This window comes from Streptomyces pacificus (assembly GCF_011766325.1).
GTDB classification, from domain to species: Bacteria; Actinomycetota; Actinomycetes; order Streptomycetales; family Streptomycetaceae; genus Streptomyces; species Streptomyces pacificus.
On sequence record NZ_BLLG01000022.1, the window covers coordinates 45045 to 68855 of the forward strand.

The following is a 23811-nucleotide window of genomic DNA, read 5'->3' on the forward strand; positions in this document are numbered from 1 at the left end:
CCTCGCCACCAGGGGCCGCCCCGGCCGGTGGGGACGGCGCCGGCGGGGGCGGCGCCGACGCGCACGGGCTCGCCGGTCCCTTCGGGCTCGCCGGTCCCTTCGCGCGGACCGCGTCGGACGTCCCGCCGGACAGCGCACCAGGCCGCGCACCGTGGTCGGCCTTCGCGGGCCGGTCCGCCGAGTCGGGCGCGGGCGTCACAGCCGGCGCGGGTGCCAGGGCCGGGGCGTCTCCCGTGGTGCGGCGGGTGGGAGCCGCCGGGGAGGCGGGAGGCGGCTGCTCCGTCTGTTCCGTCATCTGCGGCTCCGTTCATCGCGGTGGGGTCTCGCGGGCCGGGATCTCGCGGGCCGGGATCTCGGGGGCCTGGTCATCGCAGCTCCCTGAAGGCCGAGCCGAAGGACTTCAGCGCCTCGGTGACATGCGGCAGTGCCAGGGGCGCTGCGGACTCGAGGGCCTCAAGGCGCTCCTCCGGGCTCGCGCCGAGGAAGGGGCCGGTGTCGATGCGGACGCGCAGAGCACCCAGTTCGTCGCCGAAGCGGTGTCCGCCGGGCACCGGCGTGCCCAGGCGCCTGCCGAGGTAGTCCTCCAGCTCCATCGAGTCGGTGACGCCGAGACCGGCGAGGCGGGCGCGCAACGGGCCCAGGTCCGCGTAGAGATGGCGGCCCGCCTGGGTCGGCCCGGCGAGGGCTCCGGAGTCGAGGACCAGGGCGCGGACCGCGTGCGCGACCGCGGCATGCAGGGTGTTGGCCCGGTCCCGCCGGGCAGCGACCGGGCCCGGCTCGTCGAGGGCGTGCGCAGCGGCCGCGGCCACCGGACCGGCGACGAAACCCCCGAGGGCGGTGAGGATGTCGAGTACCCGCGCCCTGCGACCGGCACCGGGCCCCGTCGTCGGGAACCGGGCCACGGCGACCGGCCACGCTGCCGGCAGCAGGGCGCCCGACAGATCGCTGATGACGGTCGCGTCGTCCGGGCACATCTCGGCGGGGCTGAGCAGGGGGCGGTCGAGCGGCTCGTGCACCGTGTCGCGCCAGGTCTCGTCGCTGACGATGTGCAGCCCTTCGCCGACCGCCGCCTCGCAGGCCTCCCGCACGAGTTCGGGCGGGGCGACCGTGGCTGTGGGATCGTCCGCGACCGACAGCAGTACGACATGCGGGCTGCCGCCCTCCGCCCGGATCCTGCGCACCGTCTCCAGCAGGGCGTACGGGTCGGGGACACCGCCGCTCTCGGCGGATGTGGGCACATGGAACGCAGGCCGACCGAGGAGCCTGGCCTGCGGTGTCCACCACGCGGGGCAGGGCCGCGGCATGAGGACGTCACCGCCGTGCGCGGCGAGCAGCGCCAGCAGCAGCGGCTGGGCACCGGGGGCGGTGGCGACGTCCTCCGGACGGCTGCGCAGCCCGCGCCGCCACCAGTAGCCCGCAGCGGCCTCGCGCAGCACCGGCCCCCCGCCCGGCGGTTCGGCGGAAGTGCGCCCGGCGGCGGACGCGAGCACGTCGGCGAGTTCGGGCAGCACGGGCAGACCGGGGTCGGGGGCGGGCGGGCCGTAGCGGACCGGGCCATGGCCTTCCGGCTCCGACTGCCGCATGCGTCCACCTCCGGTAGTCCCGGGCCGGCGAACCCGGTCCGGCCCACGAGGCCTTTATACGGAGGTTCGGGCCCGCCCGCCGCTCCGGGCGGGCCGTTCGGCAGTCCCCCGGGCCACCGCGCAGCACAGCCGGGGCCAGCGCGCACCACCACGACCGGGCCGGTTCGCGGCCACCGGCGACGGCCCGGCCGGCGGTCACCGAAGGGCGCCCGGCGCAGGCGCCGGCCCGGCCCACGGGTGCGGCGCCTCGGGCGGGGCGCCTCGGGCGGGGCCGGTGCGGCAGCCGGGTGCCGCGGCCCGGTGCACTGTACGGGTCGTCGCCTCCGGGCCGTGGCACCGTGCCGCCGTCATGCCCGGGCCCGACCGGCGGGACGACGGGCCTTGGGGAGCCCGCGGATCGCCGCGCCGCACCGGTCGCCGGGGCGTGGGCATCCACCGACCCGGCCGACCGCCCGGCGCGGCACAAGCGGCCGGATGCGGCGGTGCCGCTTCCGTACCAGCCGCCGCCAGCCGCCAGCCGCCGGAAGCGGCTCAGGAACGGCGCCCCAGCAAGCAGAGCAGCCGCGTCTGCGGGTCAGCCCCCTCCGGCGGCTCCACCGGGGACCCGAACAGGCCGGTCTCCGGCAACTCTCCGGCGTACGGCGCCACCTCCCTCTCGGCGAACTCGACCAGCACGTCGGGAAGGTCGTCGGAGGCGCCGATGCCCCGCGAGAGGTCCCATGCATGCACGATCATGTCGGTCGTCATCTGCGAGCAGTAGGCGGCGGCGGTGCTCTCGCCGTACGACAGCCCTACAGTACGGTCCAGGGCGCCCGGCTCGTGGAACGCCGCCTTGGCGGCGGACGCGGCCCGGTCCCAGCTGACGGCGGGGTGCCCGCCCAGCACGTCGCCGTCGAAGGAATCTCCGACGTCGGCGAGCGAACGGCCCTCGCCCACCAGGGACGGCACCCAGAGCTGCTCGGCGGTCACATGGTTGACCAGGTCCCGGACGGACCAGTCGGTGCATGGCGTCGGTGACTCCCACTGCTCCGGGCGGACGGCGTGCACCCGGTCCGTGAAAAGCGCCAACGCCTCGGCATGCCGGTCCAGCAAGCGACTATCCATGGGGTCCACTGTGCTCCGGCCGTCCCGTGTTGCCAACTCGCAAGCACCCGCGCCGACGGCCGGGCGGGGGGCGGCGTCCTGGAACGCCGCGGCCGGAGGGTGCACTTCCGCGTGGACTGACAGAGGGCACCCGGGTCCGCCGCGACCGGTGCGTACGCCGCCCGCGTCCCTGCACCTGCACCTGCACCTGCGGACTGCCGCTGCCCGCGGCCCTTGGCCGTGCCTGTTGGCCGTGCCTGTTGGCCGTGCCTGCTTTCCGCGTCCCCGGCCCCGCCCCCACCCGGGAGCCGGGAGGCCGGGGGTGGATCCGCGCAGCGGGGTGGCGAGCACGCGGGGCCGCTTGGATCGCAAAGAGGTGGGGTACCGGCGTTCCATGCCGGCCTTCCACCGAGACAGCGCGACACGTTCCGCCGCGCACCCGCTTCCGCAGTCCTTCTCCCGTGCCGCGGCCCGCCGTGTGACGGTTCCCGAGGGGCGGTCGCCGCGTTCGCCGCGCGCCAGGCGTATCGCCTCGGCCCTCGCGAGGTGGGACCGGGTAGTCCTCCACGCGGTCGCGAGTCGTCACTGGCCGGGCGCCGACCCCGTGCTGCCGAGGCTCAGCAGGGCCGCCGACCACGGCCTCCTGTGGTTGGGCACGGCGGCCGGGATGGCCGTCTTCGGACATGGCGCACGGTCGCGGAGGGCCGCCGTCCGCGGTGCGGCCTCGCTGGCGCTCGCCTCGGCGACGATCAACACCGTGGCCAAGCGGTCGGTGCGCCGGGCGCGCCCGGTACTCGACGCCGTACCACTCGTCCGGCGGCTCAAGCGGCAGCCGTTCACCACGTCCTTCCCCTCGGGCCACGCGGCGTCCGCGGCGGCCTTCGCCACAGGTGTGGCGATGGAGTCGAAGAGCTGGGGCGCGGTGGTCGCGCCCGTCGCCGGCGCGGTCGCGCTGTCGCGGGTGTACACGGGGGTCCACTATCCGAGCGATGTGCTCGTGGGCGCGGCTCTCGGGGTCGGTGCGGCGTTCGCGGTGCGCGGGCTGGTGCCCACACGCGGCCAGCTGCCGCCGGCCGGCCGGCCGCACACCAGGGCGCCCCGCCTGCCGGCAGGCAAGGGCCTCGTCGTGGTCGTCAACCGGTCCTCCGGTCCGGGCAACGGCCCGCTCGGTGGGCTCGGTGGGCTCGCGTCCGCAGCAGCGGACGACGCGACGGCGCCGCTACGCGACGCGCTGCCACAGGCGCGGATCGTCGAGTGCGCGCCGGGGGACGTCGCGAGCGCCCTCGAGGAGGCGGCCGCCGGCGGCTGCCGCGCCCTCGGAGTGCTCGGCGGCGACGGCACGGTGAACCTCGCCGCTTCCACCGCGGTCCGGCACGGGCTGCCGCTCGCCGTGTTTCCCGGGGGGACCCTGAACCACTTTGCCTACGACCTCGGGCTTGAGACGGTCCGGGACACCTGCCGGGCAGTGGCGTCCGGCGAAGCCGTACGGGTCGACCTGGGCCGGTTCGCCCCGGGTCCGGACGGCGCACGCGAGGGCCACTTCGTCAACACCTTCTCTCTCGGCGTGTACCCGGAGATGGTGCGCATCCGGGAGCGGTGGTCACCCCGGGTCGGCGGCTGGCCCGCCGGCGTGCTGGCCGCACTGCGGACGCTGCGCGGCCGGCACCCGCTGGAGGCGGAGATCGCGGGGCGGAGGAGGCCGCTGTGGCTGCTGTTCGCCGGGAACGGCAGCTACCAGCGCCTGGGCCCCACTCCCGGGCGGCGCCACGACCTCGCCGACGGACTGCTCGACGTACGCGTGGTGCACGGCGGCCGCCTTCCGGGTGTGCGGCTGCTCGCCGCGGCTCTCTCCGGTCCAGTGAGCCGATCCCCGTTCCATGCGGCCGGACGGCTGCGGAGCCTGCGCCTCTCCGGCCTGGCGCCGGGGACACTGCTCGCGTACGACGGGGAGATCGCCCAAGCGCCGTCGGACCTGACGGTGGACAAGCTCTCGGAGGCACTGGTCGTCTACCGCCCGTCAATGACCGCACCGCCGCTCTGACGAGTCCGGCGCACGGGGCGGTGCCCGCCGGACGGAGGCCTGCGGTGTCCAGATAGCAAGACGGCTATCTCATGATGTGGAGGGATGGGAGTACGGTGGCCCCATCACGTCTCGAGAGGGGTCCAGCCGCATGACGAGGAAGCCCGCCGTTTACACCCACGGCCACCACGAGGCGGTGCTGCGCTCGCACCGCTGGCGCACAGCCGGCAACTCCGCCGCCCACCTGCTGCCCGAACTGCGGCCTGGGGCGGACGTACTGGACATTGGATGCGGACCCGGCACGATCACCGCCGACCTGGCGTCCCTGGTCCCCGAAGGCACGGTCACGGCGGTCGACGCCGTCGCGGGCATCCTGGCGGAGGCGCGGGAGGCCGCCGCAGCCCGCGGAGTGCACAACGTCCGTTTCGCGGTCGCCGACGTCCAGGCCCTGGACTTCCCGGACGGCTCGTTCGACGTCGTCCACGCGCACCAGGTGCTCCAGCACGTCGGCGACCCCGTGGGAGCACTGCGGGAGATGCGGCGGGTGTGCAGGCCGGGCGGCGTCGTCGCGGTCCGCGACAGCGACTACGGCGCCTTCACCTGGTTCCCGGAGGTCCCGGCGCTGGACACATGGCGGGACCTCTACCGCCGTGTGGCGCGGGCGAACGGCGGTGAACCGGACGCCGGCCGCAGACTGCGCTCCTGGGCGCGCGCCGCCGGCTTCACCGACATCACGGCGACCGCCTCCGCCTGGTGCTTCACGACTCCGGACGAACGCGCCTGGTGGAGCGAGCTGTGGGCGGACCGTACAAAGGCCTCGACATACGCCGCCCTCGCTCTGGAGGGCGGGCACGCCCGCCCGGACGACCTCGACGGCATCGCCGCGGCCTGGCGCCTCTGGGGGCAGGAGGACGACGGCTGGTTCATGGTCCCGCACGGGGAACTGCTCTGCCGGGTGCCCTGAGGCATGCCCGGTTCCGGTTGCCGAATACCGATCCCCTGCCACCCGTCGCCGGGCACGGGTCGCGGGCACGGGCACAGGTCGCGGGTCGCGGGTCGCGGGTCGCGGGCACGGGTCGCGGATGCCGAGGGCGCCGGAACCGCCCGTCCGGTCCGGCCGTCCCCGCAGACGGCATCCGGCCCCCGCGGACGCCACCTGCCGCCGGCAGAGCCGGCCGCTTGCGACGGGAGTCACCATGTACGGCTTCGCCTCCGGACAAGACGGGCGGGAACCGGCCCGTTCCGGCCCCCGCAGCCGCGCTCCGCACTTCGCCGTCCACCTCCCCGCCGCCGCCCCAGTACCGCCGCGGCACTTCGCCGTACCTCGCCGTACCTCGCCGCACTTCACTGACCGCCGACGGCCGTGACCGGTGCCTCGCAGCGGGAACCGATCTCACGGTTCCCCGGTGCCAACTACCCTCGCCGGTATGAAGATCCTCGGAACCACGCTGCGTATCTGCGTCGACGACCTCGAAGCCGCGTCCGGCTTCTACGAACGCCTCACCGGCACGCGTGCGCTCCGCTTCGAGCGCGGCGGTGTATCGGTGGCGGCGGTGGGCTGCTTCCTGCTGATGAGCGGCCCCGAGGCGGAGCTGGAAATACTCCGCAAGGTCTCCGCGACCATCGCGGTCGAGGACGTGGACACGGCGTTCGCGACACTCACCGAGGTCGGCGCCAAGGTGGTGGCCGGGCCGGTGCCGACGCCGGTCGGCCGCAACCTCATCGCGGTCCATCCGGACGGTTCGGTGTTCGAGTACGTCGACCGGAAAGCCACCGCCACCGACTCCGTGAGCACACCCGGCAGCTGACGGCACCGGCCGAAGTCCGGCGGACCGGACGCCCGGACCGCCCCCGCGTGCCGCAACGGGCCTCCGGTGGCCTGAACCGGGCCCGCACGCGGCAAGGATCCGAGCCGCGCCCGCACCCTTCGGGCGGCAGGACGTCGTCCAGCGCTCGGGTATCGCAACCGGGCGCCGTACCCGGGCGGCCACCCTGCCGCGGTCAGTCCCGGCACGAGTCGGCCGCGCGGCCGGAGGTGAGGGATCGGGTTCGTCCGACGATGAGCCGTGCGGTGTTCGGGCTGCTGTCGTGTCTCGCGCGCCCCCGGCACGACCTGACCACGGCGCACACGAACGGCAGGCTCTCCTCCGCGCGGGCTCGCCTCCGCGCGGGCTGGGGAGGGTTCGTCGAGGGGCGCGGCCGAAGCCCGCCGCGGGCCGGGCCGCGCTCGACCGACGGAGAGTGGAGCTTGTCGCCGGGGCGGACCGTACACCGGATTCCGCTGGTCGGCCCGGCCCTGCGGCGCCGGGATCCGGCTGCGGTGCGCGGGGTTCCCTCTCCGCGGTGATGGCCCAGCGCCCATGGTCGCGCCAGGCACCGTCGATGAAGAGGAAGGCCGGGGAGAAGCCCTCCAGCCGGAAGCCCGTCCGTCGCACCAGAGCGACGGACGGCATGTTGCCGGGCTGGATGCCGGCTTCGAGCCGGTGCAGACCGAGCGGCCCGAGGGCATGGCGGACGACGAGTCCGAGCCCCTCGGTCGTCAATCCACGACCCGCGGCGTGGGCGCGAACGCACCGTAACCGGGTGCGCCGTTGAGGAAGGCACCCTGGACCATGTTGGTGATGTTGGTGATGTTGGTGATGTTGGTGATCCGCCCGTCCGTACGGTCGCAGAGGAGAAAGCCGGTCCTGGTCGGGTCCTCGAGGAGTCCGCGGGCGCAGGCGGTGTACGCGGCGCCGGTCCGGGGCGGGAAGAGCCAGGGCCGGGCCGGGGCCGGGCCGTCGTGCCGGTCGTGGAGATCCGCCGAAGCGTGTGTCGTCGCGATGGCGGTTGCGCGGGGTTCTCGGGCATTCTTGTCAGACAGGTCGTGCGTGCCCGCAGGGAGTCGGGCTGAGTGGAGCCTCGCAATCCGCCGGGTGTGAACTACGGTGTGCGGCAGGACGCGAGGGCGCCACGGTCACCGTGTGCCGGACGAAGAGCTGGTTCGGGAACCGGCCGGGCGGTGCCCCGGTCCGGCGCGCCCCTCTCCGGCACCGCCGTCGGCAGAGGCCGTGTGCCGGGGTGACGGACGGACGAGTACCCGGACGCGAGGCCTGACAAGTGAGCCGAGGAGGGTTCGTGGCAGTCAGCGGACAGCAGCGGAGACCGGTCGTCATCCTGTACGGGCGCATCGCGGACGCCATCCACGACGGCACCTATCCGCCGGGATCCACCCTGCCGTCGGAGCCCCGGCTGGCGGCCGATCTGGGGGTGAGCCGGCCCGCACTGCGCGAGGCGCTGCTGCTGCTGCAGGAGGACGGGCTGCTGACGGTGCGGCGCGGGGTGGGCAGAACCGTCAACGACAGCCCCCCTCGCCGCGGCTTCGAGCACGTCGGCCCCCTGGAGGAGCAGCTCTCGGCCGGCACACCGCCGCTGCGGGTGAAGGCGCTGCTGCGGACGGTCGAGGAGCCGACGGACTTCACCACCCAGCATCTGCTCGCCCCCGCCCGAGCAGAGCTGCGGTTCTGGGAGTCGCTGCTGTCCGGAGAGGGCACCGCGGCGGCGCTCAGCCAGGAGTGGGCTGCGGCCGACGACGTCCTGGAGCGGGCGCATCCGCCGTTCGCGCAGGCTCTGCGGGAGACGCGGGGCGACACCGGGACATCGATGCTGGCCGTGCTGACCGGGGCGTCCCGCGGCGTGCCGCTGACGGCGCACTCGGGCATCACCGCGACGCTGCTCGGGAGCCGACGCGGAGCCCAGTTGCACCGCCCCGCCGACACACCCGCGGTCCTGCTCACCCAGGTCGTGCGGTCCGGTGGCGTCCCGGTGCTGGCCGCGAAGCACATGCTTCCGACGGGCGCCCCCGCGCTGCCCGTCCTCCAGTCGAACTGACGGCGGCCGGCAGCGGGGTCCGGTGGCCGCGCTGCGGGCCGCGGCACAGACCGCCCAGGGCCGGGGGCCGGGGCCAGGAGAGGAGCCGGCCCCGGACGGACCGGGGCGCGGCAGGGCCGGGACCGGACACCGGACCCGGCCCAGGTCGGCCTCGGGCAGCGGACCGGGCCCGGCGGAAGCCCCACCGCGGCGCGAGGCGGCCGCCGGGGCATCCGGCCGCCGTGTGGCGTACACTCACGCTGCATGCACTTGTCTGACATCTCTGCCGCAGAGTCGACGGCCGCCGCCGGCCCCGTCAACGACTGGATCCGCCGGGCGCCGAAGGCCGTCCTCCACGACCATCTGGACGGCGGTCTGCGTCCCGCGACAATCATCGAACTTGCCCGTGAGTGCGGCTACGGTGAACTGCCCACAGAGGACCCCGGCGCCCTCGCCCTGTGGTTCCGCAACGCTGCGGACTCCGGGTCGCTGGAACGCTATCTGGAGACCTTCGCGCACACCTGCGCGGTGATGCAGACCCGTGACGCCCTCTTCCGGGTCGCGGCCGAGTGCGCCGAGGATCTGGCAGCGGACGGCGTGGTATACGCCGAGGTTCGCTACGCACCCGAGCAGCACCAGGAGCACGGGCTGGGCCTCGACGAGGTCGTGGACGCCGTCAACGACGGTTTCCGCGAGGGCGAGCGACGGGCCGGAGGCCGTATCACCGTGCGGGCCCTGCTCACCGGTATGCGGCACACCCGGCGTTCGCTGGAGATAGCCGAGTTGACCGTCGCGCACCGGGACCGCGGTGTCGCCGGCTTCGACATCGCGGGCGGTGAGATCGGCAACCCGCCGGCGAACCACCTGCCCGCCTTCCAGTATCTGAAGCGGCACAACTGCCACTTCACCATCCACGCAGGCGAGGCCGTCGGAGCGGAGTCCGTCCACGAGGCGGTCCAGCTCTGCGGTGCGGAGCGGATCGGGCACGGTGTGCGGATCACCGACGACATCCAGGTCCACGACGACGGCACCGCCACCCTCGGCCGTCTCGCCGCCTACGTTCGCGACAACCGCATCGCGCTGGAGGTGTGCCCGACGTCCAATCTGCAGACCGGGGCGGCGAAGGACTACCCGACGCACCCGATCGACCTGCTGCACCGCCTGGGCTTCCGGGTGACACTCAACACCGACAACCGTCTGGTCTCCGGCACGACCATGAGCCGCGAGTTCCAGCACATGGCCGACGCCTTCGGCTACGGGCCCGAGGTCTTCGAGCGGTTCACGGTCGCGGCAGTCGAGTCCGCGTTTCTGCCGCTCCCGGAGCGCCGCCGCCTCATCGACGAGGTGATCCGACCGGGGTACGCGGCGCTGGGCTGACAGCGGTGACCTCCGCGACGCGGGACGTACGGCCCGGCTGCCGGTCCGGGTGCACCGGCGGTGCACCCGGACCGGCAGCCGTCCGTGCGTGCGGCACGGGGCCGGACGGCGCCACGCACCGCACGGGCCGCCGCCGGCCCTGCGCCGGCGCCGGACGGCGTCAGCTCAGGGCCGGGACGTTCAGCGCCAAGGTCCCCGCCTCGGCGTCCAGTACCGCTGGAAGCCCGAGCGGCACCGTGAGGCAGCCGGGACCGTGCCCGAAACCCAGCTCCTCGGTGATCGGTACTCCGAGACCCGAGAGCCGGTCCAGGAGCAGCGCCCTGACCTCCTCGTAGGGCCCGCAGTCCGCCCAGGAGCCGAGGGCGATGCCCGTCACGCCGTCCAGCCATCCGGAGCGCAGCAGCTGGGTGAGAACCCGGTCCAGGCGGTACGCCTCCTCCCCCACGTCTTCGATGAGCAGCAGCCCGCCGCGCGCCGAGGGCCGTGTGTGCGGGGTGCCGAGGTCGGCCGCGAGCAGGCTGACACAGCCGCCGAGGGTGATGCCGCTCGCCCGCCCCGGGACCAGCGCGCCGCCCCCCGCACCTGGTCCGAGGGTCATCACCGACTCGGGTGCGAACAGTGTGGCGCGCAGGGACTCCTGAGCGGCGGTGTCCTTCAGAAACGCCGCCGTGGCGGGCATGGGGCCGTGCAGGGTGGACTGCCCGGTCCGGACCGCGAAGGCTTCGTGGAGCGCGGTCACATCGCTGTAGCCGACGAACACCTTCGGTCCGGCCGCGCGTATCGCGGCCCAGTCGACGAGGTCCACCATGCGCTGGGCGCCGTAGCCGCCGCGGGCGCAGATCACCGCTGAGACGGCGGGGTCGCACCACGCCCGCTGCAGGTCCCCGGCGCGGTCCTCATCCGTACCCGCCAGATGCCCGAAAGCCGGATGCTCGTCGAGCACATGAGGCATGACGACCGGGTCCAGGTCCCATCCGCGCAGAATGTCCAGCCCCGATTCGAGCGCCTCGGCCGGGACGGGGCCGCTCGTCGCCACGACGGCCACCCTGGCGCCGGGGGCGAGGCGCGGGGGGCGGGTCAATGCGGCCGGGGCCGCGGTGCCGGAGTGCCGGTGCATGCCGTTCACCGGTTCTCCTTCGAGGATGCCCCGGCCTTCAGGCCGGGGAGGAATCGAAGCTCCCGCGTAGCGGGGCACGGAATAGAGCAATCGCCGTCAGGGCGATTGGTCGTCTCCACCCACCGGACCGAGGACGGCCTCAAGCAGGTGGATGATCTCGGAGTTGAGGGACCGCCGGTCGGTCCGGGCCTTCTCGACGAGGCGTTCATGCAGGTCAGCGGGCAGACGGAGAGAGATCCGCTTCTCAGGTTCCATGCTACGATGATGCCATGACGACGCCAGGGAAGCATCAGAGGGATGCCGGGCATGCTCGGCACACCTTCCGGCTTCGCGTGCCGTCGACCTCCCGCGCTGGTCTGATGGCCGAGTGGGCGCGCTGCCGGTGGGTGTGGAACGAGTGCGTGGCCATGTCTCGCAAGGTCCACGCCGCGAACCGGGACACGGCTGAGAAGACGACGTGCGGCCCGGCCCAGCTCGACAAGATGCTGACCGAGGCCCGCACCGCGATGGCCTGGCTGCGTGAGGGTGCCTCGGTGCCGCAGCAGCAGACCATCCGCGACTTCGCCACGTCCCGCGCCAAGGCCATGAAGGACATCAAGGCCGGGCTGCCGATGCGGCAGCGCGCCGGGATGCCCCGGATCAAGCGCAAGCGCGAGGCGCTGCCGACGCTGAACTACACCACCCGGGGCTTCCGGCTGAGGGACGGCCGCCTGCACCTCGCGGGCGGGATCGTGCTGACGCCTGTGTGGTCCCGCGAACTCCCGGCCGCGCCCACCTCGGTGCGGATCTACCAGGACAGCGTCGGCCACTGGTACGCCTCGTTCGTCGTCGCGACCGAGGCCCATCCGCTCCCCGCCACCGGCCGGGTGCTCGGCGTGGACTGGGGCGTCAAGGAAACCGCCACCACCACATCCGACACCCACGACCTCCCCCACGCCGAACACGGCAAGAAAGCCGCGCAGCGCCTCGCCCACTACCAGCGGATGATGGCCCGCCGCCGCCCCGCGCGCGGGCAGGCAGCCTCCAAGGGCTACCGGCAGGCGCAGCGGCAGACCGCGAAGCTGCACAAGAAGGCCGCCCGGCAACGCCAGGACACCGCCCGCAAATGGGCCACGTCCGTGGTCCGCGACCACGACGCGATCGCCGTCGAGGATTTCCGCCCGAAGTTCCTCGGCAAGACCACCATGGCCCGCAAAGCCGCCGACGCGGCGATCGGCGCCACCAAGACGGCCCTGACCGAGATGGGCCGCAAGCATGGACGGGACATCCGTCTTGTACATCCCGCGCACACCACGATGGACTGCGCGGCGTGCGGAGCGAGAACCAAGCACGCACTTCCTCTTTCGGAACGTACCTACACCTGCACCGCGTGCGGAGCCGTATCCCCTCGGGACAAGAACTCCGCCCGCGTGATGCTCGTCCGGGCTGGTCTCAACCCGGCTGGTGCCGATCGTGTAAGAGCTGGCGGACCGCTGGTCCCCAGCCAACGTGAGCCAGGAATCCCCATCCTTTAGGGCGGGGAGGATGTCAATTCTTCAGTTCGAGCCGGGGGATGTCGGTGCGCGGGATGCCGAAGGTCTGCGAGTACAGCGAGAGTTCGGCTTCGAGAGCGCGGATCATGGTGTCGGCACGGCGGAAGCCGTGGCTCTCTCCTTCGAAGGCGATGTACGCGTGCGCTATGCCCCGCCCCTCCGTCCGGGCGAGGAACCGCTCGCTCTGGGCGGGCGGGCAGATCGGGTCGTCCAGTCCCTGGAGCAGCAGGAACGGCACGGAGATCCGGTCGACGTGCTCGATGGGCGACCGGTCCCGGTAGCGGCCGGGGACCTCGGCGAGCGGACCGACCAGCGACTCCAGGTACCGGGACTCGAAGTCGTGGGTCCCGTCGGTGGCCCAGCCCCTCAGGTCGAGGACGGGATAGAGAATCGTGCCGCAGGCGTACACGTCCGTACCGGCGAGCGAGGCCGCGGCGGTCCAGCCGCCGGCGCTGCCGCCGCGGATGGCCAGCCGGTCGGGATCGGCGGTGCCCTCCGCCGCGAGGGCCTCGGCGACCGCCGCGCAGTCCTCGACATCGACGACGCCCCACTGCTCGCGCAACCGTTCGCGGTACTCGCGGCCGTAGCCGGTGGAGCCGCCGTAGTTCACCTCGGCGACGCCGATGCCGCGTGAGGTGAAGTAGGCGATCTCCAGGTCGAGGACGAGCGGGGCGCGGCCGGTCGGACCGCCGTGCGCCCAGATCACGAACGGCGGCAGCTCGTCGTCGGAGGCGAGCCGGTCCGGGTTGTGCGGCTGGTAGATATGCGCGTGGATCTCCCGGTTGTCGGGCCCGGTGAAGGTGCGGATCTGGGGCTCGGGGTAGTAGGCGGGGTCCACGGCGTCGACGTGCGCGGCGCCGATGACGCGGGTACGGCCCGTGCGGGTGTCGAGTTCCACGACCTCGTAGCCGGTGCGGGGGCTGGCCGCGACGCCGACGACCCTGGTGCCGTGGGCGGCGAGCGTCGGGGCCCACTCCGTCCAGGGACCAGCCGCGTCGACCAGCTCGCCCGTCTCCGGGTCGAGTATGCCGAGGGCCGTGGACCCCCTGCCGTGGATGACCGCGACCAGTCCGCTCTCGAGCTGCTGGAACCACTGCAGTCCGATCTTCCACAACGGGCCGCCGAATTCCTCGCCGCGGCCCTCGCACAGCCCGGTCGCGGACGGTCGGCCGCTGCTGAGGGCGTCGGGCCGGATACGGCGCAGCTCCCACCAGTTGCCGGGATCGGAGACGAGGAGCAGCGAACCGTCCGGGGCCCATTCGACCTGGGCGACCGACTCCTCGGGGCCTCCGGCGACGGGGCGCACCGCGGTGAACGCCCCGGTGCCGGAGACCTCGCCCACCATGGCCTCGGTGCCGTCCCACGGCATCCGCGGATGGTCCCAGGCGATCCAGGCGGCACGGCGCCCGTCGGGCGACAGCCGGGGGCCGGTGACGAACCGGTGCCGGTCGTCGGTGAGTTCCCGGACGGCGGAGCGGTCATCCGCCGCCGAACCGTCCAGCGGCACCGCCGCGGCGACCCGCCGCACATCGGTGGGGGCCTCGCCGGTGAACTCCTCCAGCACGCACCAGACCTCCCCCCGGCCGACATGGACCACCGGGTCGGCCCAGCGCAGTCCGCCGCCGGCCCCGGAAACCGGTGTGAGCGGTCGCGGCTCGCCTGCGCCGTCCGGCTCGAACACGTACAGCCGCTGGTCGGCGTGGTGGACGAAGACGGCGATCGGACCGCCCCGGGGGCGGTCCGCGGCAGCCCACGGCCGGCCTCCGTACTCGATGACCCGGCTGCGCACGTTCCACGGAGCGGGCAGGACGGATTCCTCGGCTCCGCCGGCTCTCCGGCGCATCAGCTCTCTGCGCCCGCCCTCCGTGGGGCGGGGCGCGGTCCACCACACCTCGTCCCCGACGATGCCGACGAACTCGGGTCGGCCGTCGTGCGAGGCCGCCAGCGCGGCGTCGATCGGCGACGGCCAGGTGCCGTAGGCCCCCGTAGGTACCATGCCAACTCCCCTATGCGGACTTCAGATAGTGGTCGAGGACGCGGACGCCGAAGTGCAGTGCCTCGACGGGGACCCGCTCGTCCACGCCGTGGAACATCGCCGCGTAGTCGTATCCCTCCGGCAGCTTCAGCGGTGAGAAGCCGTACCCGGTGATGCCGAGGCGCGAGAACTGCTTGGCGTCGGTACCGCCCGACATGCAGAACGGGACGACGTGCCCCTCAGGGTCGAATCGCTCGATCGCCGCGCGCAGTTCGGCGAAGGTCCGGGAGTCGACGGGCGCCTCCAGGGCGACCTCCCGGTGGTGGAACTCCCAGTCGACGTCGGGTCCGGTGAGGCGGTCGAGGGTCTCCCTGAAGTCGTCCTCGCCACCGGGAACCGTCCGCCCGTCGACGAAGGCAGCGGCATGACCGGGGATCACATTGACCTTGTATCCGGCGTCCAGCATCGTCGGGTTGCTGCTGTTGCGGACGCCCGGTTCGACGAGTTCGGCGGCGGGCCCGAGTTTGGCCATCAGGGCGTCCGCGTCGAAGTCGGGCGCGTCGAGGTCCGCGGCGACGCCCTGGAGGGCCGCCAGCTCCGACAGGGCGGCGCGCACCGTCGGGGTGAGCCTGACCGGCCACTGGTACTCACCGATCCTGGTGACCGCGGCGGCCAGCCTGGTGACGGCGTTGGAGCTGTTGGCCTTGGAGCCGTGTCCGGCTCTGCCGTGGGCGGTGAGCTTCAGCCACGCAGTGCCGCGTTCACCGGCGCCGACCGGGTACAGCGCCATTCCGGGGCCGGCGTGGAAGGTGAAGGCCCCGCTTTCGCCGATGGCTTCGGTGCAGCCCTCGAAGAGGCCGGGGTGCCGGTCGGCGAGGAAGCCCGCGCCGTCCTCCGCGCTGGCCTCCTCATCCGCCGTGTAGGCGATGACGATGTCCCGGCGCGGGCGGATGCCCGTGCGGTGCCAGGCCCGGGCGACGGCCAGGATCATCGCGTCCATGTTCTTCATGTCGACGGCGCCGCGTCCCCAGACGACACCGTCACGGACCTCGCCGGAGAACGGGTGGACGGTCCAGTCCCCGGGCTCGGCGGGGACCACGTCGAGATGGCCGTGGACCAGCAGGGCGTCGGCGGAGGGGTCCGTGCCCTCGATTCTGGCGACGACGTTGGTGCGGCCCGGGGTGCGCTCCAGCATGACGGGCTCGAGACCGGCGGCGGCGAGACGCTCGGCCACGTACTCGGCGGCGGGGCGTTCGCGGCACTCGCCGCCCCCGCGGTTGGTGGTGTCGATGCGGACGAGCTCGGAGGTGAAGGTCACCACCTCGTCGAGGGCGGTGTCGTCGACGGATGCGGCAGCCGTTGTCATGTCGTGGGACCTGTCCGTGTGCGGGGGCCGATTGCTGCGGCGGGCGTGGCGCTCCGGGTAGAGCGGCGGGGCACGTCAGCCATACTCCTCCTCCACCGCGGCGGAGACGATCGTCGTGACGGCCTTGAAGGTGCGGATGGCCTCATACATCGTCTCGCTGGTGTAGGCGGTGCGGCGCTCCCCGGCGCGGGCGGTGCCCGGTACGACGGTGGCCGCCGCGGCCAGGTGCTCCGCGTCGAACTCCAGCTCCACGGTGAACGGCCCGCCGGTGACCGGCTCGTGGCGGACCGCCAGGGCCGTGGCCGCCTTGGCGGCGGCACGGATGTCGGCTGCCGTGCGCACGGGCGTGCGGCACACCGCCGCGTACCGGGAGACATGGTCCTTGACCGCGACCCTGCGGGCCTCCGGCGCGTACCGAAGGGCGTCCTCGCAGGTCAGGTCGTCTCCGGTGACGAGGATCACCGGGACCCCGCACTCGGCGGCGACTCGGGCGTTGAGCAGGCCCTCGCTCGCCCTGGTGCCGTTCAGCCAGACGCCTGTGATCGAGTTCGCCAGGTAGGTGTGCGCAAGGACGCCTTCGGCACCGGCCCCCGTGTGGTAGCCGACGAAGGCGATGCCGTCCACGTCCCCGTGCTGCACGCCCTCCACCATGGACAGCGACTTGTGCCGCCCCGTCAGCATCTCGGCGCGGTCGTCCAGACCTTCCAGCAGGAGATTGCGCATGCTCCAGTGCGCCTCGTTGATGAGCACGCCGTCGGCGCCGCCGTCGAAGAAGCCCTGCACCGCCGCGTTCACATCCGAGGTGAAGAGGGACCGGCAGCGCCCCCACTGGGGGGTGCCGGGCAGCACATCGGCAGGCCAGGTGACACCGGTGGCGCCTTCCATGTCGGCGCTGATCAGGATCTTCATGCCAGGAACCGTACGCGCCGTCGTGGGTACCGACCAGCCCTGTGGATAACCATGGGCGGTTCGGACCGGTACCGTCACCCGTTCCGACCCCTGACCGGCTGCTTCACCGTCAACCCGCGGTCCCGCGTCGCGTGTCAGGCCCCTCCACGCGTCCTCACCCCACGCCTCCGGGCGCCAGCGACCGGCTCCTCGGCACACCCCGGCCGGATGGAACCCGCACCGGCTCGTGGTGCCCGCACTCCACGACGGGGCAGCCCAGCGCCCGTACCCGGTCGACGATGCCGACGGGGTCGCGGACCCCGAGGCCGGGCAGGATCCCGCCGAGCCTGCGGACCAGGTCGCCGGAGTCGGGCCCCGCGTGCAGGGCGAATCCGGGAGCGATGCGCTCTCCACCGCAACCGGCACCGCAACCGACACCCGCACCCGCACCCGCACCCGCACCTGGCGGATAGCCGGAGCGGAACCGTCCGGCATCCGCGGCGAGCACGAGCAGCCGTTCCGGCCCCGGGCCCACGAGCGGATACGCCCACCACAGGATGTCGATCCGCTCGCCGTGCGGCCGTCCACCGCCCGCGGCGAGCCGGGCGCGGCCCGCCGCCGGCCGGAACCCCGGGGCCTCGGAGAAGCACGCCGATGCGGGGCCCCGGCCGCGCCGCGAGGACCGCGAGGCCCCGCCCGCCAGAGCGCCCGCGACGGGCAGCAGTTCGTCGGCGGGCTGGCCGACGGCCGTCTCCTCCTCATGGCCGAACAGTGCCCGCGCACCCGCGGACCAGTGCGAGACGCGGCCGTCGCCATCGGCGACGACCACGGCCAGGCCCGTCGGGCCCAGCGGCGCCGACCGCCGCCGCAGGACCGGCGGAACGCCAACGTCCATTGCTGACGGGCTCCTTCCTCTGCCGCGAGGATCGCAACAAGTGACTCAACAGTAGGCCCCTGCGAGCGCGGCCCGCCGGTCATCACACGAATCGGCCGGTCACCCCCGTCAGCGAGACAGAACGGCGCATTGCGCCCCTGCCGCACCGCCCCGCCGTGCTCCGCCTCCCCTCCCGCACCCGCACGGGTCCCGGACCGCCACCGGTCCCGGACCGACGGCGAAGCCGGGCGTCCCCGGATTCCGGGCGTCCACCGACTCCGGATCGGCGCGGCCCGCCGGCCCCGATGAGACACGACCCGTGGGTGCGGCCGCCGTCGAGCGAGCCGGCCCCGCAGGCACCGGGGTCCTGAGCAGCCGGTTGCGGCGGGCGGAGCGGTCTGCCCGGAGTGGTCAGCGCTCTCGGCGCCGATCACTCCGGGCGGTGCCGGCCGGGCTCACTTCTCCACTTCGGCGGCGAGCTTGGCGAGCACCTCGTCGTAGATACGGGCGAGTCCCTTGGGGGCAAAGGTGCGCTCGAAGAATCCGCCGATGCCGCCCGCCCCGTTCCAGACAGTGGTGACCACGACGCGGGAGCGGCCCTCGCCGGCAGGCGTCACGGTCCAGGTGGTGACCATGGAGGAGTTGCGGTCCTTCTCGACCAGCTGACCGTCGGTCGGTTCGGTCACCTCGAGGAGGCAGTCGCGGACCCGCTTGCTGGTGGCCTGGAGCCTCCAGTGGACCAGGGTGCCCTCGCCGTCGCCGCCGTCGCGCACCTGGTACTCGCTGAACTGCCCGGGCAGGAGCTTCGCGCGGATGTCCTTGTAGTCGGCCAGCGCGTCGAACACGTTCTCCGCGTCCCCTGCGACGATCCGCTCCGTCGTGGCCTCGACCTGCGCCATCGCTTCTCCTTCAGCACTCGGTTCCTGCGGTGCGGCCAAGCCAACCACCTCCGCGGCGGCCGCCCAAAACCGGGGGCGCCGTGTCACCCGACGTGCAGCCGTGGAGTTCGAATTCGACCGGATCACCATCGTCCACCTTCGGAACGGTTCGTTTCCCGTCGTTGGGGAGCGAACGCAGCAGACAACCCGCAGCGGGACCGGCGCGGTGTGCGGCCTCCATTCAGGGGCGGCGGTCCGCGAGGACGCAGAACTCGTTCCCCTCCGGATCTCCCGACACTCCGTTCTAGCGGTTCTGGAGTGTCGGCATGGTGGCATCGGTCCTGGTCAAGCCCCCCGCCGCAGGGTCTCCAGTTCGTGACCCCTGCACCCCTCACGCCCCGACTTAGGGCAGCGTGACCACCAGCCCCGCCATGCTTCCCGTTCGGAGGGGTACGGCGGGGCTTTCGTCGTCTAGTGGGCACAGCAAAGCCCCACCATGCCGGGCACGGTGGGGCTGTCGTGAACGTGTACAGGTCGGCTCGACTCGTCAGACGTTGTTGAACTCTTCACCCTTGACGCTTGCCACGAAGGAAGCGAACGAGTCGGCACGGAGCGCCAGCACGGGACCAGTCGGGTTCTTGGAATCACGGACGGGGACCACACCGCGCGTAGCGATGAGGTTTGCGGCGACCTCGATGCAGTCGCCGCCGTTGCTGCTGTAGGAGGACGTGAACCACTGCGGGTCTTCGGTCGTCACGGGGTGCCCTTTCGAAGCTGTTCGATCATGGCCACGGACGCCGCTTGCGACAGCGCTTCGGCCTGTAGCTGATGGTAGGCCGTCAGCATGGGCAGTACGAGCCCGGCATTCCGGTCTAGGTGACCCTGCATCGCGGACTCTGCGTACGCGATCATCGAACGGTCGGCAAGCGTGACCAGCCTGACGGGTAGGTCAAAGGGGCGTCGCTCGCCGAGTTCGTACGGGGCGACTTGGAGCACGGTGTTCGACAGCTCGGCGAACGCTACGAGCTTGTCCAACTGGGCAGTCATGACCCCTGGCCCGCCGACCGGTCGCCGGATACAGCTTTCGTCCAGCACCGCGTAGACGAACGGCGGGGGTGTCCGTTCTAGCGAAGCTTGCCGCTCGGCGAGAAGAGTTAGCCGTTCCTCTGCCTGTTGCTCTGTGATTGCGCCCCGTCGCACGGCACCCGTGGCGATTGCTGCCGCGTACTCCGGAGTCTGGAGCAAGCCCGGAACGATCCCGAGTTCAAAGAGTCTGATCTCTGCGGCTCGCACCTCCTGCCTCACGTACTCCGGGAACCCCTCCAGTAGTGCCGTGTTCTGTAGTGCGCTCACCATGCGTTGGAACTTGTCGCCGGTACCAAACGCCCTGTCAGCACTAGCTGCGAAGCGGCTAGTTGGAGGGCGACGACCAGTCTCGACGGCGGAAATATGCGTTCCGGTGCACCCCATGCGTGCGCCTAACTCGTCTTGCGTCCACCCACGCTCGTCCCGAAGTTGCCTCAGACGCTGGCCGAACGCTGCCCCTGGCGACGTTTCGGGGTCCAGCTCCTTCCGGTTCACCATGCAGAGTTCCTAACTCTCCGCGCAAATGCCGCAAGTTGAAGACAGCGCGACAGTAGGCCACGCTAGGCCGCCCGAGTAGCGGAAGGACTACGGAGAGGAGCGGCGGTGTCTGCGCAGAACGTTCCCACAAACGAGCCCGTCCGCGTTCCCGAACCCGGCACGCTCATGGTGGACTTCAGCCGGGATGACCGGGTTGGAGAGTTCCACAGGGGCGCCGGCGCGTACTGGGCACTGCGTCCGGTTTGTGGCGGGACCGAGTGGGACGCGAGCCCCAAGCACGTTCGACCGGCGAACCGGACAGAGCGATTGAGTGCCGAGACCGCCCGCGCGAACGCACGTAGCCGGGGTGAGCTGCTGTGACCACTGCGACCCGTCGCACGCTCGCTTTCGTTGACTGGACGTTACGGCCGGATCAGGACGACGACGCCCCGCCGCTGACGTACGCGTTCCGGTGCCTGACGCTCACCGAGGACGACGCCGAGTGTGCCGCGAAGTCTCCCGCGAGCGAGGACCCGGCCGAGCCGCAGACGTGGGTGTTCGACCACATGCGCGAGCATCCTGAGCACACCAGCTATGCCGAAGTGATCGAACGCCCGTGGGTTATGTGGCGGGGGTGCCCGTCGTGACTGGTAGCTACTGGGCGGAGGTACGCGCGGAAGGGCCCGTGTACGGTACGGGCGAGACCGTGCAGCACGTCTTGGGGACCGCACAGAGCATTTCCCCTGTGCTGGTGCTCCGGTGGCTCCGGGGCGAGGCACTGCGCATCGCTGATCGACTCGACCCCGACCCGCAGCGTTCGGCATGGGTGCAGCCGACCATGCGAGTGACAACCGTGCCTGTACGGGACTGCCCTGCGGAACTCCGCGTATGGGCCACGGACCCGGACGAGCAACGGGAGGCACGCGACCATATCAAGGGCGGGCATCCGCTGTTCGTCACGGTCCCGGATGCGGACTGCACGTACACCCTGTCCGTCTGGCCGGTCCGGCTCCCCGCCGACGAGCCCGACCAGGTGACCCCCGAGCCGATACCCCACCGCATCGGCGGACTGTCACACCCGCTGTACGTCCTCGCTGCGGACCCGTGGACGTAGCGCCCTGATACTCCCGCCCTCGCCGCATAGGACCCGGACCAGGACAGCACGGGTCTGCGACTCGCTCTGCGGCAGGGGGCGGGGCTCAACCCCGGTCGGCTGTCGTGCGTGACGGTCTTGCAGCCGACCGGTTCTGTAGGAGCACGACGAGCACCACCCCTACCGCAAGAACTGACTACACAGGAGGAACGCAGCATGAGCACCGCAGCGGCTACGCCCGTCCCGTTCGGGGTCCGGCACCTGGTCTCGCCGGCTCCGACGAACAGCGAAGCGCCCGTCATCACGTACAGCGAGGGGCTTCAGCTCAACGTCTCCGCCGAGGGCAACCCGTGGCACGCGATCACGGCCGAGATGCCCGAGACGCAGACCGAGACCAGCAACGGCGACGGCTCGGCCCCCGGCTCCGACTCCGGAACCGACCTGTACTGACATGCGACCCATCCTCATCCTGACCGGCCGGGATGACCTCACGGCCGATGCAGTGGTTGAGGAGCTGGTGAGCCGCGGGGAACACGTCGTCAGGTTCGACACTGCCGACTTTCCGACCGCATCCCGTCTGGCCGTCTCCCTCACCGGGGACGGCTGGACGGGGCCTCTCGCCGGCTCTCGCACGGTCCGCCTGGAATCCGTCAAGTCGGTGTGGTGGCGTCGCCCCAACGAATTCCGAACCCCCGAAGACTGGCCCGGACACGCCCGCGCGCTCGCGGTCTCGGAAGCACGCTCCGGGCTGCTCGGCGTGCTCGGCTCCCTGCCTGTCCGGTGGGTCAACCATCCGAGCAAGGATGCCGCCGCGAACTACAAGCCCGTTCAACTGGCGGTTGCCGCTCGCTGCGGGCTGGACGTACCCCGCTCCGTGATCACGTCGGACCCCGAGCACGCCCGCGCGTTCATGGGGGACGACGCGGTTGTCTACAAGGGGCTCGGCGGTGGCGTGCTCGGCCCCGAAGGGAAGCGGCAGTTCCTCCCCGTGGCACTCGTCTCCGCGGACCAGGTGGACGACGGAGTGAGCGGCACCGCCCACCTGTTCCAAGAGCGCGTGGACAAGGCGTACGAAGTGCGCTTGACCGTGATCGGTGACCGTATGTTCCCCGTCGCCATCCACACCGACAGCGAAGCCGCGCAACTCGACTGGCGAACGGACTACCAGTCCCACCGATACGAAGTGGTGGACATGCCCCCGGAGATTGAAAAGGGGGTCCGCCGGCTCATGGACGAACTCGGCTTGTTCTTCGGGGCGCTGGACTTTGCCGTCACACCGGACGGACGTTGGGTGTTCTTCGAGGTGAACCCCAACGGTCAATGGCACTGGCTCGCTGTCAGAGCCGGTGTCCCGCTCGTTGAAGCCATGGCCGACGCTCTGCAAGGAGAGACCGCATGACCGAAGCGCCCCCATGGACCGGAGCCGCCAAAGCGCTTGCCGACAAAGTGACCGCCGACGCCCCCGCATGGCACGACGCCGTAAGCAACACCCCCCGTCACCGGCTCGTCCCCCGCTGGTGGCAGCGCATCCCGGACAGCCCGACGCAGGAATGGGCGTTGGTGGACCTCCCCGAGGACTCCGCCGAGCGGCTGCACGCCGCGTACACGGACGAGACGCTAGTCACCCGCGTCGGCCCTACGCACGCCGACCACGCCACCCCCGGTGAACACGGGAAGGGCGACCCCACGTCGTCCAGCACCCTGCCGGGGCTCATCGTGTCCATGGCGCACCGACTCGACGTGAAGCCCGGCCACAAGGTGTTGGACGTGGGTACGGGCTCCGGGTACTCCGCCGCTCTGTTCGCCCGCCGCTTCGGGGACGAGAACGTGACGAGCGTGGACGTGGACCCGTACCTAGTCGAGGCAGCCCGGACCCGCCTCGCCGAGTTCGGACGCGCGCCGCGCCTGTCAGCCATCGACGCCACCGGGGAACTTCCCGATGCGGAGTACGACCGCATCATGGCGACCGTCTCCGTACGGCCCGTCCCTCCGTCGTGGCTGCGCGCGCTCCGTCCCGGCGGACGGCTGGTCACGACGATTGCCCACACCGCCCTACTGATCACGGCGGACATGGGAACGGACGGCATCGCACGCGGCACCGTCCAGCCCGATCCGGCAACGTTCATGGAGACGCGGCAGGAAGCGGACTACCCGGCCAAGCTGAACAGCGTGTTCGTGTCCGCCCGTGTGCGGGAGGGCGAGGACGTGCGGCCCCCGGACGGTCCGGTTCCCGACCTGTGGCAGGAATGGCCGCTCCGGTGGCTGTACGAGCTGGACACGCCCGGAGTCGAGACCCGCGCGGCTACGTACCCGGACGGCGGGCGGCGGGTGGTGTGGTTGCTCGCTGCGGACGGGGCATGGGCGCGTGCAGAGGACGGGGCAACGCCACTGATCCACCAGGGCGGACCCCGCCGGCTCTGGGATGACCTGGAACGTGTCCGCCGCAAGTGGGAAGAGAACAACCGGTTCTCTCTCCACACGATGCGCGCGGAACTCTCGCCCGAGGGCAGTCACCTGCTCTCCCCGGACGACACATGGCGATTCCCGATCTGACCACGCCAGACCCGGACCCCGGTACCGCGGACTCTCCCTGACAATCCGCGTGCCGGTCCC

The 23811-nt window shown here is 72.3% G+C and carries 22 protein-coding genes and 1 pseudogene; 11 read left to right on the forward strand and 12 right to left on the reverse strand.

Features of this window, described 5'->3' with window-relative positions:
- Positions 1-365 precede the first annotated feature (365 nt).
- Together SCWH03_RS25275 and SCWH03_RS25280 are read right to left on the reverse strand one after the other, a co-directional pair.
- Positions 366-1583: an aminotransferase class I/II-fold pyridoxal phosphate-dependent enzyme gene (locus SCWH03_RS25275; protein ID WP_173266747.1), complete on the reverse strand. Its 1218-nt coding sequence runs from the start codon at positions 1581-1583 to the stop codon at positions 366-368.
- Between the two features lie 531 nt (positions 1584-2114).
- Positions 2115-2687, reverse strand: coding sequence for a TIGR03086 family metal-binding protein (locus SCWH03_RS25280; protein WP_173266748.1), 573 nt, complete (start codon positions 2685-2687; stop codon positions 2115-2117).
- A 373-nt stretch (positions 2688-3060) separates the two neighbouring features.
- Between SCWH03_RS25280 and SCWH03_RS25285 the strand changes: the two genes are divergently transcribed.
- The 3 genes from SCWH03_RS25285 (at position 3061) to SCWH03_RS25295 (ending at position 6494) form a co-directional block, all read left to right on the forward strand.
- Positions 3061-4707, forward strand: coding sequence for a bifunctional phosphatase PAP2/diacylglycerol kinase family protein (locus SCWH03_RS25285; RefSeq protein ID WP_173266750.1), 1647 nt, complete (start codon positions 3061-3063; stop codon positions 4705-4707).
- Positions 4708-4837: 130 nt separating this feature from the next.
- Positions 4838-5650, forward strand: a complete 813-nt coding sequence (locus SCWH03_RS25290) for a methyltransferase domain-containing protein (RefSeq protein WP_173266752.1) — start codon at positions 4838-4840, stop codon at positions 5648-5650.
- Between the two features lie 463 nt (positions 5651-6113).
- On the forward strand, positions 6114-6494 hold the full coding sequence (locus SCWH03_RS25295; protein WP_173266754.1) for a VOC family protein: 381 nt from the start codon (positions 6114-6116) through the stop codon (positions 6492-6494).
- 522 nt (positions 6495-7016) lie between these two features.
- Here SCWH03_RS25295 and SCWH03_RS29420 read toward each other — a convergent pair.
- Positions 7017-7510 (reverse strand): annotated as a pseudogene (locus SCWH03_RS29420) (GNAT family N-acetyltransferase); the annotation flags it as partial.
- 293 nt (positions 7511-7803) lie between these two features.
- Between SCWH03_RS29420 and SCWH03_RS25300 the strand changes: the two are divergent.
- Both SCWH03_RS25300 and SCWH03_RS25305 read left to right on the forward strand, forming a co-directional pair.
- Entirely contained in the window at positions 7804-8556 is a 753-nt protein-coding gene (locus SCWH03_RS25300; protein ID WP_173266755.1) for a GntR family transcriptional regulator, read from the forward strand.
- Between the two features lie 243 nt (positions 8557-8799).
- Positions 8800-9912, forward strand: a complete 1113-nt coding sequence (locus tag SCWH03_RS25305) for an adenosine deaminase (RefSeq protein ID WP_173266757.1) — start codon at positions 8800-8802, stop codon at positions 9910-9912.
- 160 nt (positions 9913-10072) lie between these two features.
- On the opposite strand, the gene SCWH03_RS25310 is transcribed toward SCWH03_RS25305, so the two are convergent.
- Together SCWH03_RS25310 and SCWH03_RS25315 are read right to left on the reverse strand one after the other, a co-directional pair.
- Positions 10073-11029 carry a S66 peptidase family protein gene (locus SCWH03_RS25310; protein ID WP_173266827.1) on the reverse strand — a complete coding sequence of 319 codons (957 nt, stop codon included), beginning with the start codon at positions 11027-11029 and terminating at the stop codon, positions 10073-10075.
- A gap of 96 nt (positions 11030-11125) precedes the next feature.
- Entirely contained in the window at positions 11126-11284 is a 159-nt protein-coding gene (locus tag SCWH03_RS25315) for an Arc family DNA-binding protein (protein WP_116428417.1), read from the reverse strand.
- A 104-nt stretch (positions 11285-11388) separates the two neighbouring features.
- On the opposite strand from SCWH03_RS25315, the gene SCWH03_RS25320 reads away from it, so the two are divergent.
- On the forward strand, positions 11389-12543 hold the full coding sequence (locus tag SCWH03_RS25320; RefSeq protein ID WP_254077018.1) for an RNA-guided endonuclease InsQ/TnpB family protein: 1155 nt from the start codon (positions 11389-11391) through the stop codon (positions 12541-12543).
- Between the two features lie 13 nt (positions 12544-12556).
- On the opposite strand, the gene SCWH03_RS25325 is transcribed toward SCWH03_RS25320, so the two are convergent.
- From SCWH03_RS25325 to SCWH03_RS25355, 7 genes are all read right to left on the reverse strand, one after another.
- Positions 12557-14557 carry an LpqB family beta-propeller domain-containing protein gene (locus SCWH03_RS25325; RefSeq protein WP_173266760.1) on the reverse strand — a complete coding sequence of 667 codons (2001 nt, stop codon included), beginning with the start codon at positions 14555-14557 and terminating at the stop codon, positions 12557-12559.
- 10 nt (positions 14558-14567) lie between these two features.
- Positions 14568-15902, reverse strand: a complete 1335-nt coding sequence (locus tag SCWH03_RS25330) for a M20/M25/M40 family metallo-hydrolase (RefSeq protein ID WP_173266762.1) — start codon at positions 15900-15902, stop codon at positions 14568-14570.
- Between the two features lie 75 nt (positions 15903-15977).
- Complete coding sequence (locus tag SCWH03_RS25335; protein ID WP_173266764.1) at positions 15978-16811, reverse strand: M55 family metallopeptidase; 834 nt, start codon at positions 16809-16811, stop codon at positions 15978-15980.
- Positions 16812-16965: 154 nt separating this feature from the next.
- A complete protein-coding gene (locus SCWH03_RS25340) occupies positions 16966-17685 on the reverse strand; it encodes a nitrogen regulation protein NR(II) (protein WP_173266765.1) in 720 nt (239 codons plus the stop codon).
- 434 nt (positions 17686-18119) lie between these two features.
- A complete protein-coding gene (locus tag SCWH03_RS25345; protein WP_173266767.1) occupies positions 18120-18563 on the reverse strand; it encodes an SRPBCC family protein in 444 nt (147 codons plus the stop codon).
- Positions 18564-19089: 526 nt separating this feature from the next.
- A complete protein-coding gene (locus SCWH03_RS25350) occupies positions 19090-19299 on the reverse strand; it encodes a DUF397 domain-containing protein (protein WP_155055553.1) in 210 nt (69 codons plus the stop codon).
- Positions 19296-20126: a helix-turn-helix domain-containing protein gene (locus SCWH03_RS25355; RefSeq protein WP_173266769.1), complete on the reverse strand. Its 831-nt coding sequence runs from the start codon at positions 20124-20126 to the stop codon at positions 19296-19298. Before SCWH03_RS25355 ends, SCWH03_RS25350 begins: the two co-directional genes overlap by 4 nt.
- Positions 20127-20482: 356 nt before the next feature.
- Here SCWH03_RS25355 and SCWH03_RS25360 point away from each other — a divergent pair, with 356 nt between their 5' ends.
- The 5 genes from SCWH03_RS25360 to SCWH03_RS25380 all read left to right on the forward strand — a co-directional run bounded on the left by SCWH03_RS25360 (position 20483) and on the right by SCWH03_RS25380 (position 23751).
- The gene (locus tag SCWH03_RS25360) at positions 20483-20752 is read left to right on the forward strand and encodes a DUF7848 domain-containing protein (RefSeq protein ID WP_173266771.1); all 270 of its coding nucleotides are present in this window, start codon (positions 20483-20485) and stop codon (positions 20750-20752) included.
- Positions 20749-21219 (forward strand): hypothetical protein, encoded by a 471-nt coding sequence (locus SCWH03_RS25365; RefSeq protein WP_254077011.1) that lies wholly within the window; start codon positions 20749-20751, stop codon positions 21217-21219. The genes SCWH03_RS25360 and SCWH03_RS25365 overlap by 4 nt, the downstream gene beginning before the upstream one ends.
- A gap of 195 nt (positions 21220-21414) precedes the next feature.
- Positions 21415-21648, forward strand: a complete 234-nt coding sequence (gene tgmA, locus SCWH03_RS25370) for a putative ATP-grasp-modified RiPP (RefSeq protein ID WP_173266774.1) — start codon at positions 21415-21417, stop codon at positions 21646-21648.
- A gap of 1 nt (position 21649) precedes the next feature.
- Entirely contained in the window at positions 21650-22597 is a 948-nt protein-coding gene (gene tgmB, locus SCWH03_RS25375; protein WP_173266776.1) for an ATP-grasp ribosomal peptide maturase, read from the forward strand.
- Positions 22594-23751, forward strand: coding sequence for a methyltransferase domain-containing protein (locus SCWH03_RS25380; RefSeq protein ID WP_173266777.1), 1158 nt, complete (start codon positions 22594-22596; stop codon positions 23749-23751). The genes tgmB and SCWH03_RS25380 overlap by 4 nt, the downstream gene beginning before the upstream one ends.
- Positions 23752-23811: the final 60 nt, after the last annotated feature.

Coding starts and splice junctions, on each gene's coding strand:
- SCWH03_RS25305 (WP_173266757.1), top strand. CDS start 8,800: ATGCACTTGTCTGACATCTCTGCCGCAGAGTCGACGGCCGCCGCCGGC.
- SCWH03_RS25320 (WP_254077018.1), top strand. CDS start 11,389: ATGGCCGAGTGGGCGCGCTGCCGGTGGGTGTGGAACGAGTGCGTGGCC.
- SCWH03_RS25380 (WP_173266777.1), top strand. CDS start 22,594: ATGACCGAAGCGCCCCCATGGACCGGAGCCGCCAAAGCGCTTGCCGAC.
- SCWH03_RS25280 (WP_173266748.1), bottom strand. CDS start 2,687: ATGGATAGTCGCTTGCTGGACCGGCATGCCGAGGCGTTGGCGCTTTTC.
- SCWH03_RS25290 (WP_173266752.1), top strand. CDS start 4,838: ATGACGAGGAAGCCCGCCGTTTACACCCACGGCCACCACGAGGCGGTG.
- tgmA (WP_173266774.1), top strand. CDS start 21,415: ATGAGCACCGCAGCGGCTACGCCCGTCCCGTTCGGGGTCCGGCACCTG.
- SCWH03_RS25345 (WP_173266767.1), bottom strand. CDS start 18,563: ATGGCGCAGGTCGAGGCCACGACGGAGCGGATCGTCGCAGGGGACGCG.
- SCWH03_RS25310 (WP_173266827.1), bottom strand. CDS start 11,029: ATGCACCGGCACTCCGGCACCGCGGCCCCGGCCGCATTGACCCGCCCC.
- SCWH03_RS25330 (WP_173266762.1), bottom strand. CDS start 15,902: ATGACAACGGCTGCCGCATCCGTCGACGACACCGCCCTCGACGAGGTG.
- tgmB (WP_173266776.1), top strand. CDS start 21,650: ATGCGACCCATCCTCATCCTGACCGGCCGGGATGACCTCACGGCCGAT.
- SCWH03_RS25285 (WP_173266750.1), top strand. CDS start 3,061: ATGCCGGCCTTCCACCGAGACAGCGCGACACGTTCCGCCGCGCACCCG.
- SCWH03_RS25335 (WP_173266764.1), bottom strand. CDS start 16,811: ATGAAGATCCTGATCAGCGCCGACATGGAAGGCGCCACCGGTGTCACC.
- SCWH03_RS25295 (WP_173266754.1), top strand. CDS start 6,114: ATGAAGATCCTCGGAACCACGCTGCGTATCTGCGTCGACGACCTCGAA.
- SCWH03_RS25325 (WP_173266760.1), bottom strand. CDS start 14,557: ATGGTACCTACGGGGGCCTACGGCACCTGGCCGTCGCCGATCGACGCC.
- SCWH03_RS25275 (WP_173266747.1), bottom strand. CDS start 1,583: ATGCGGCAGTCGGAGCCGGAAGGCCATGGCCCGGTCCGCTACGGCCCG.
- SCWH03_RS25355 (WP_173266769.1), bottom strand. CDS start 20,126: ATGGTGAACCGGAAGGAGCTGGACCCCGAAACGTCGCCAGGGGCAGCG.
- SCWH03_RS25315 (WP_116428417.1), bottom strand. CDS start 11,284: ATGGAACCTGAGAAGCGGATCTCTCTCCGTCTGCCCGCTGACCTGCAT.
- SCWH03_RS25340 (WP_173266765.1), bottom strand. CDS start 17,685: ATGGACGTTGGCGTTCCGCCGGTCCTGCGGCGGCGGTCGGCGCCGCTG.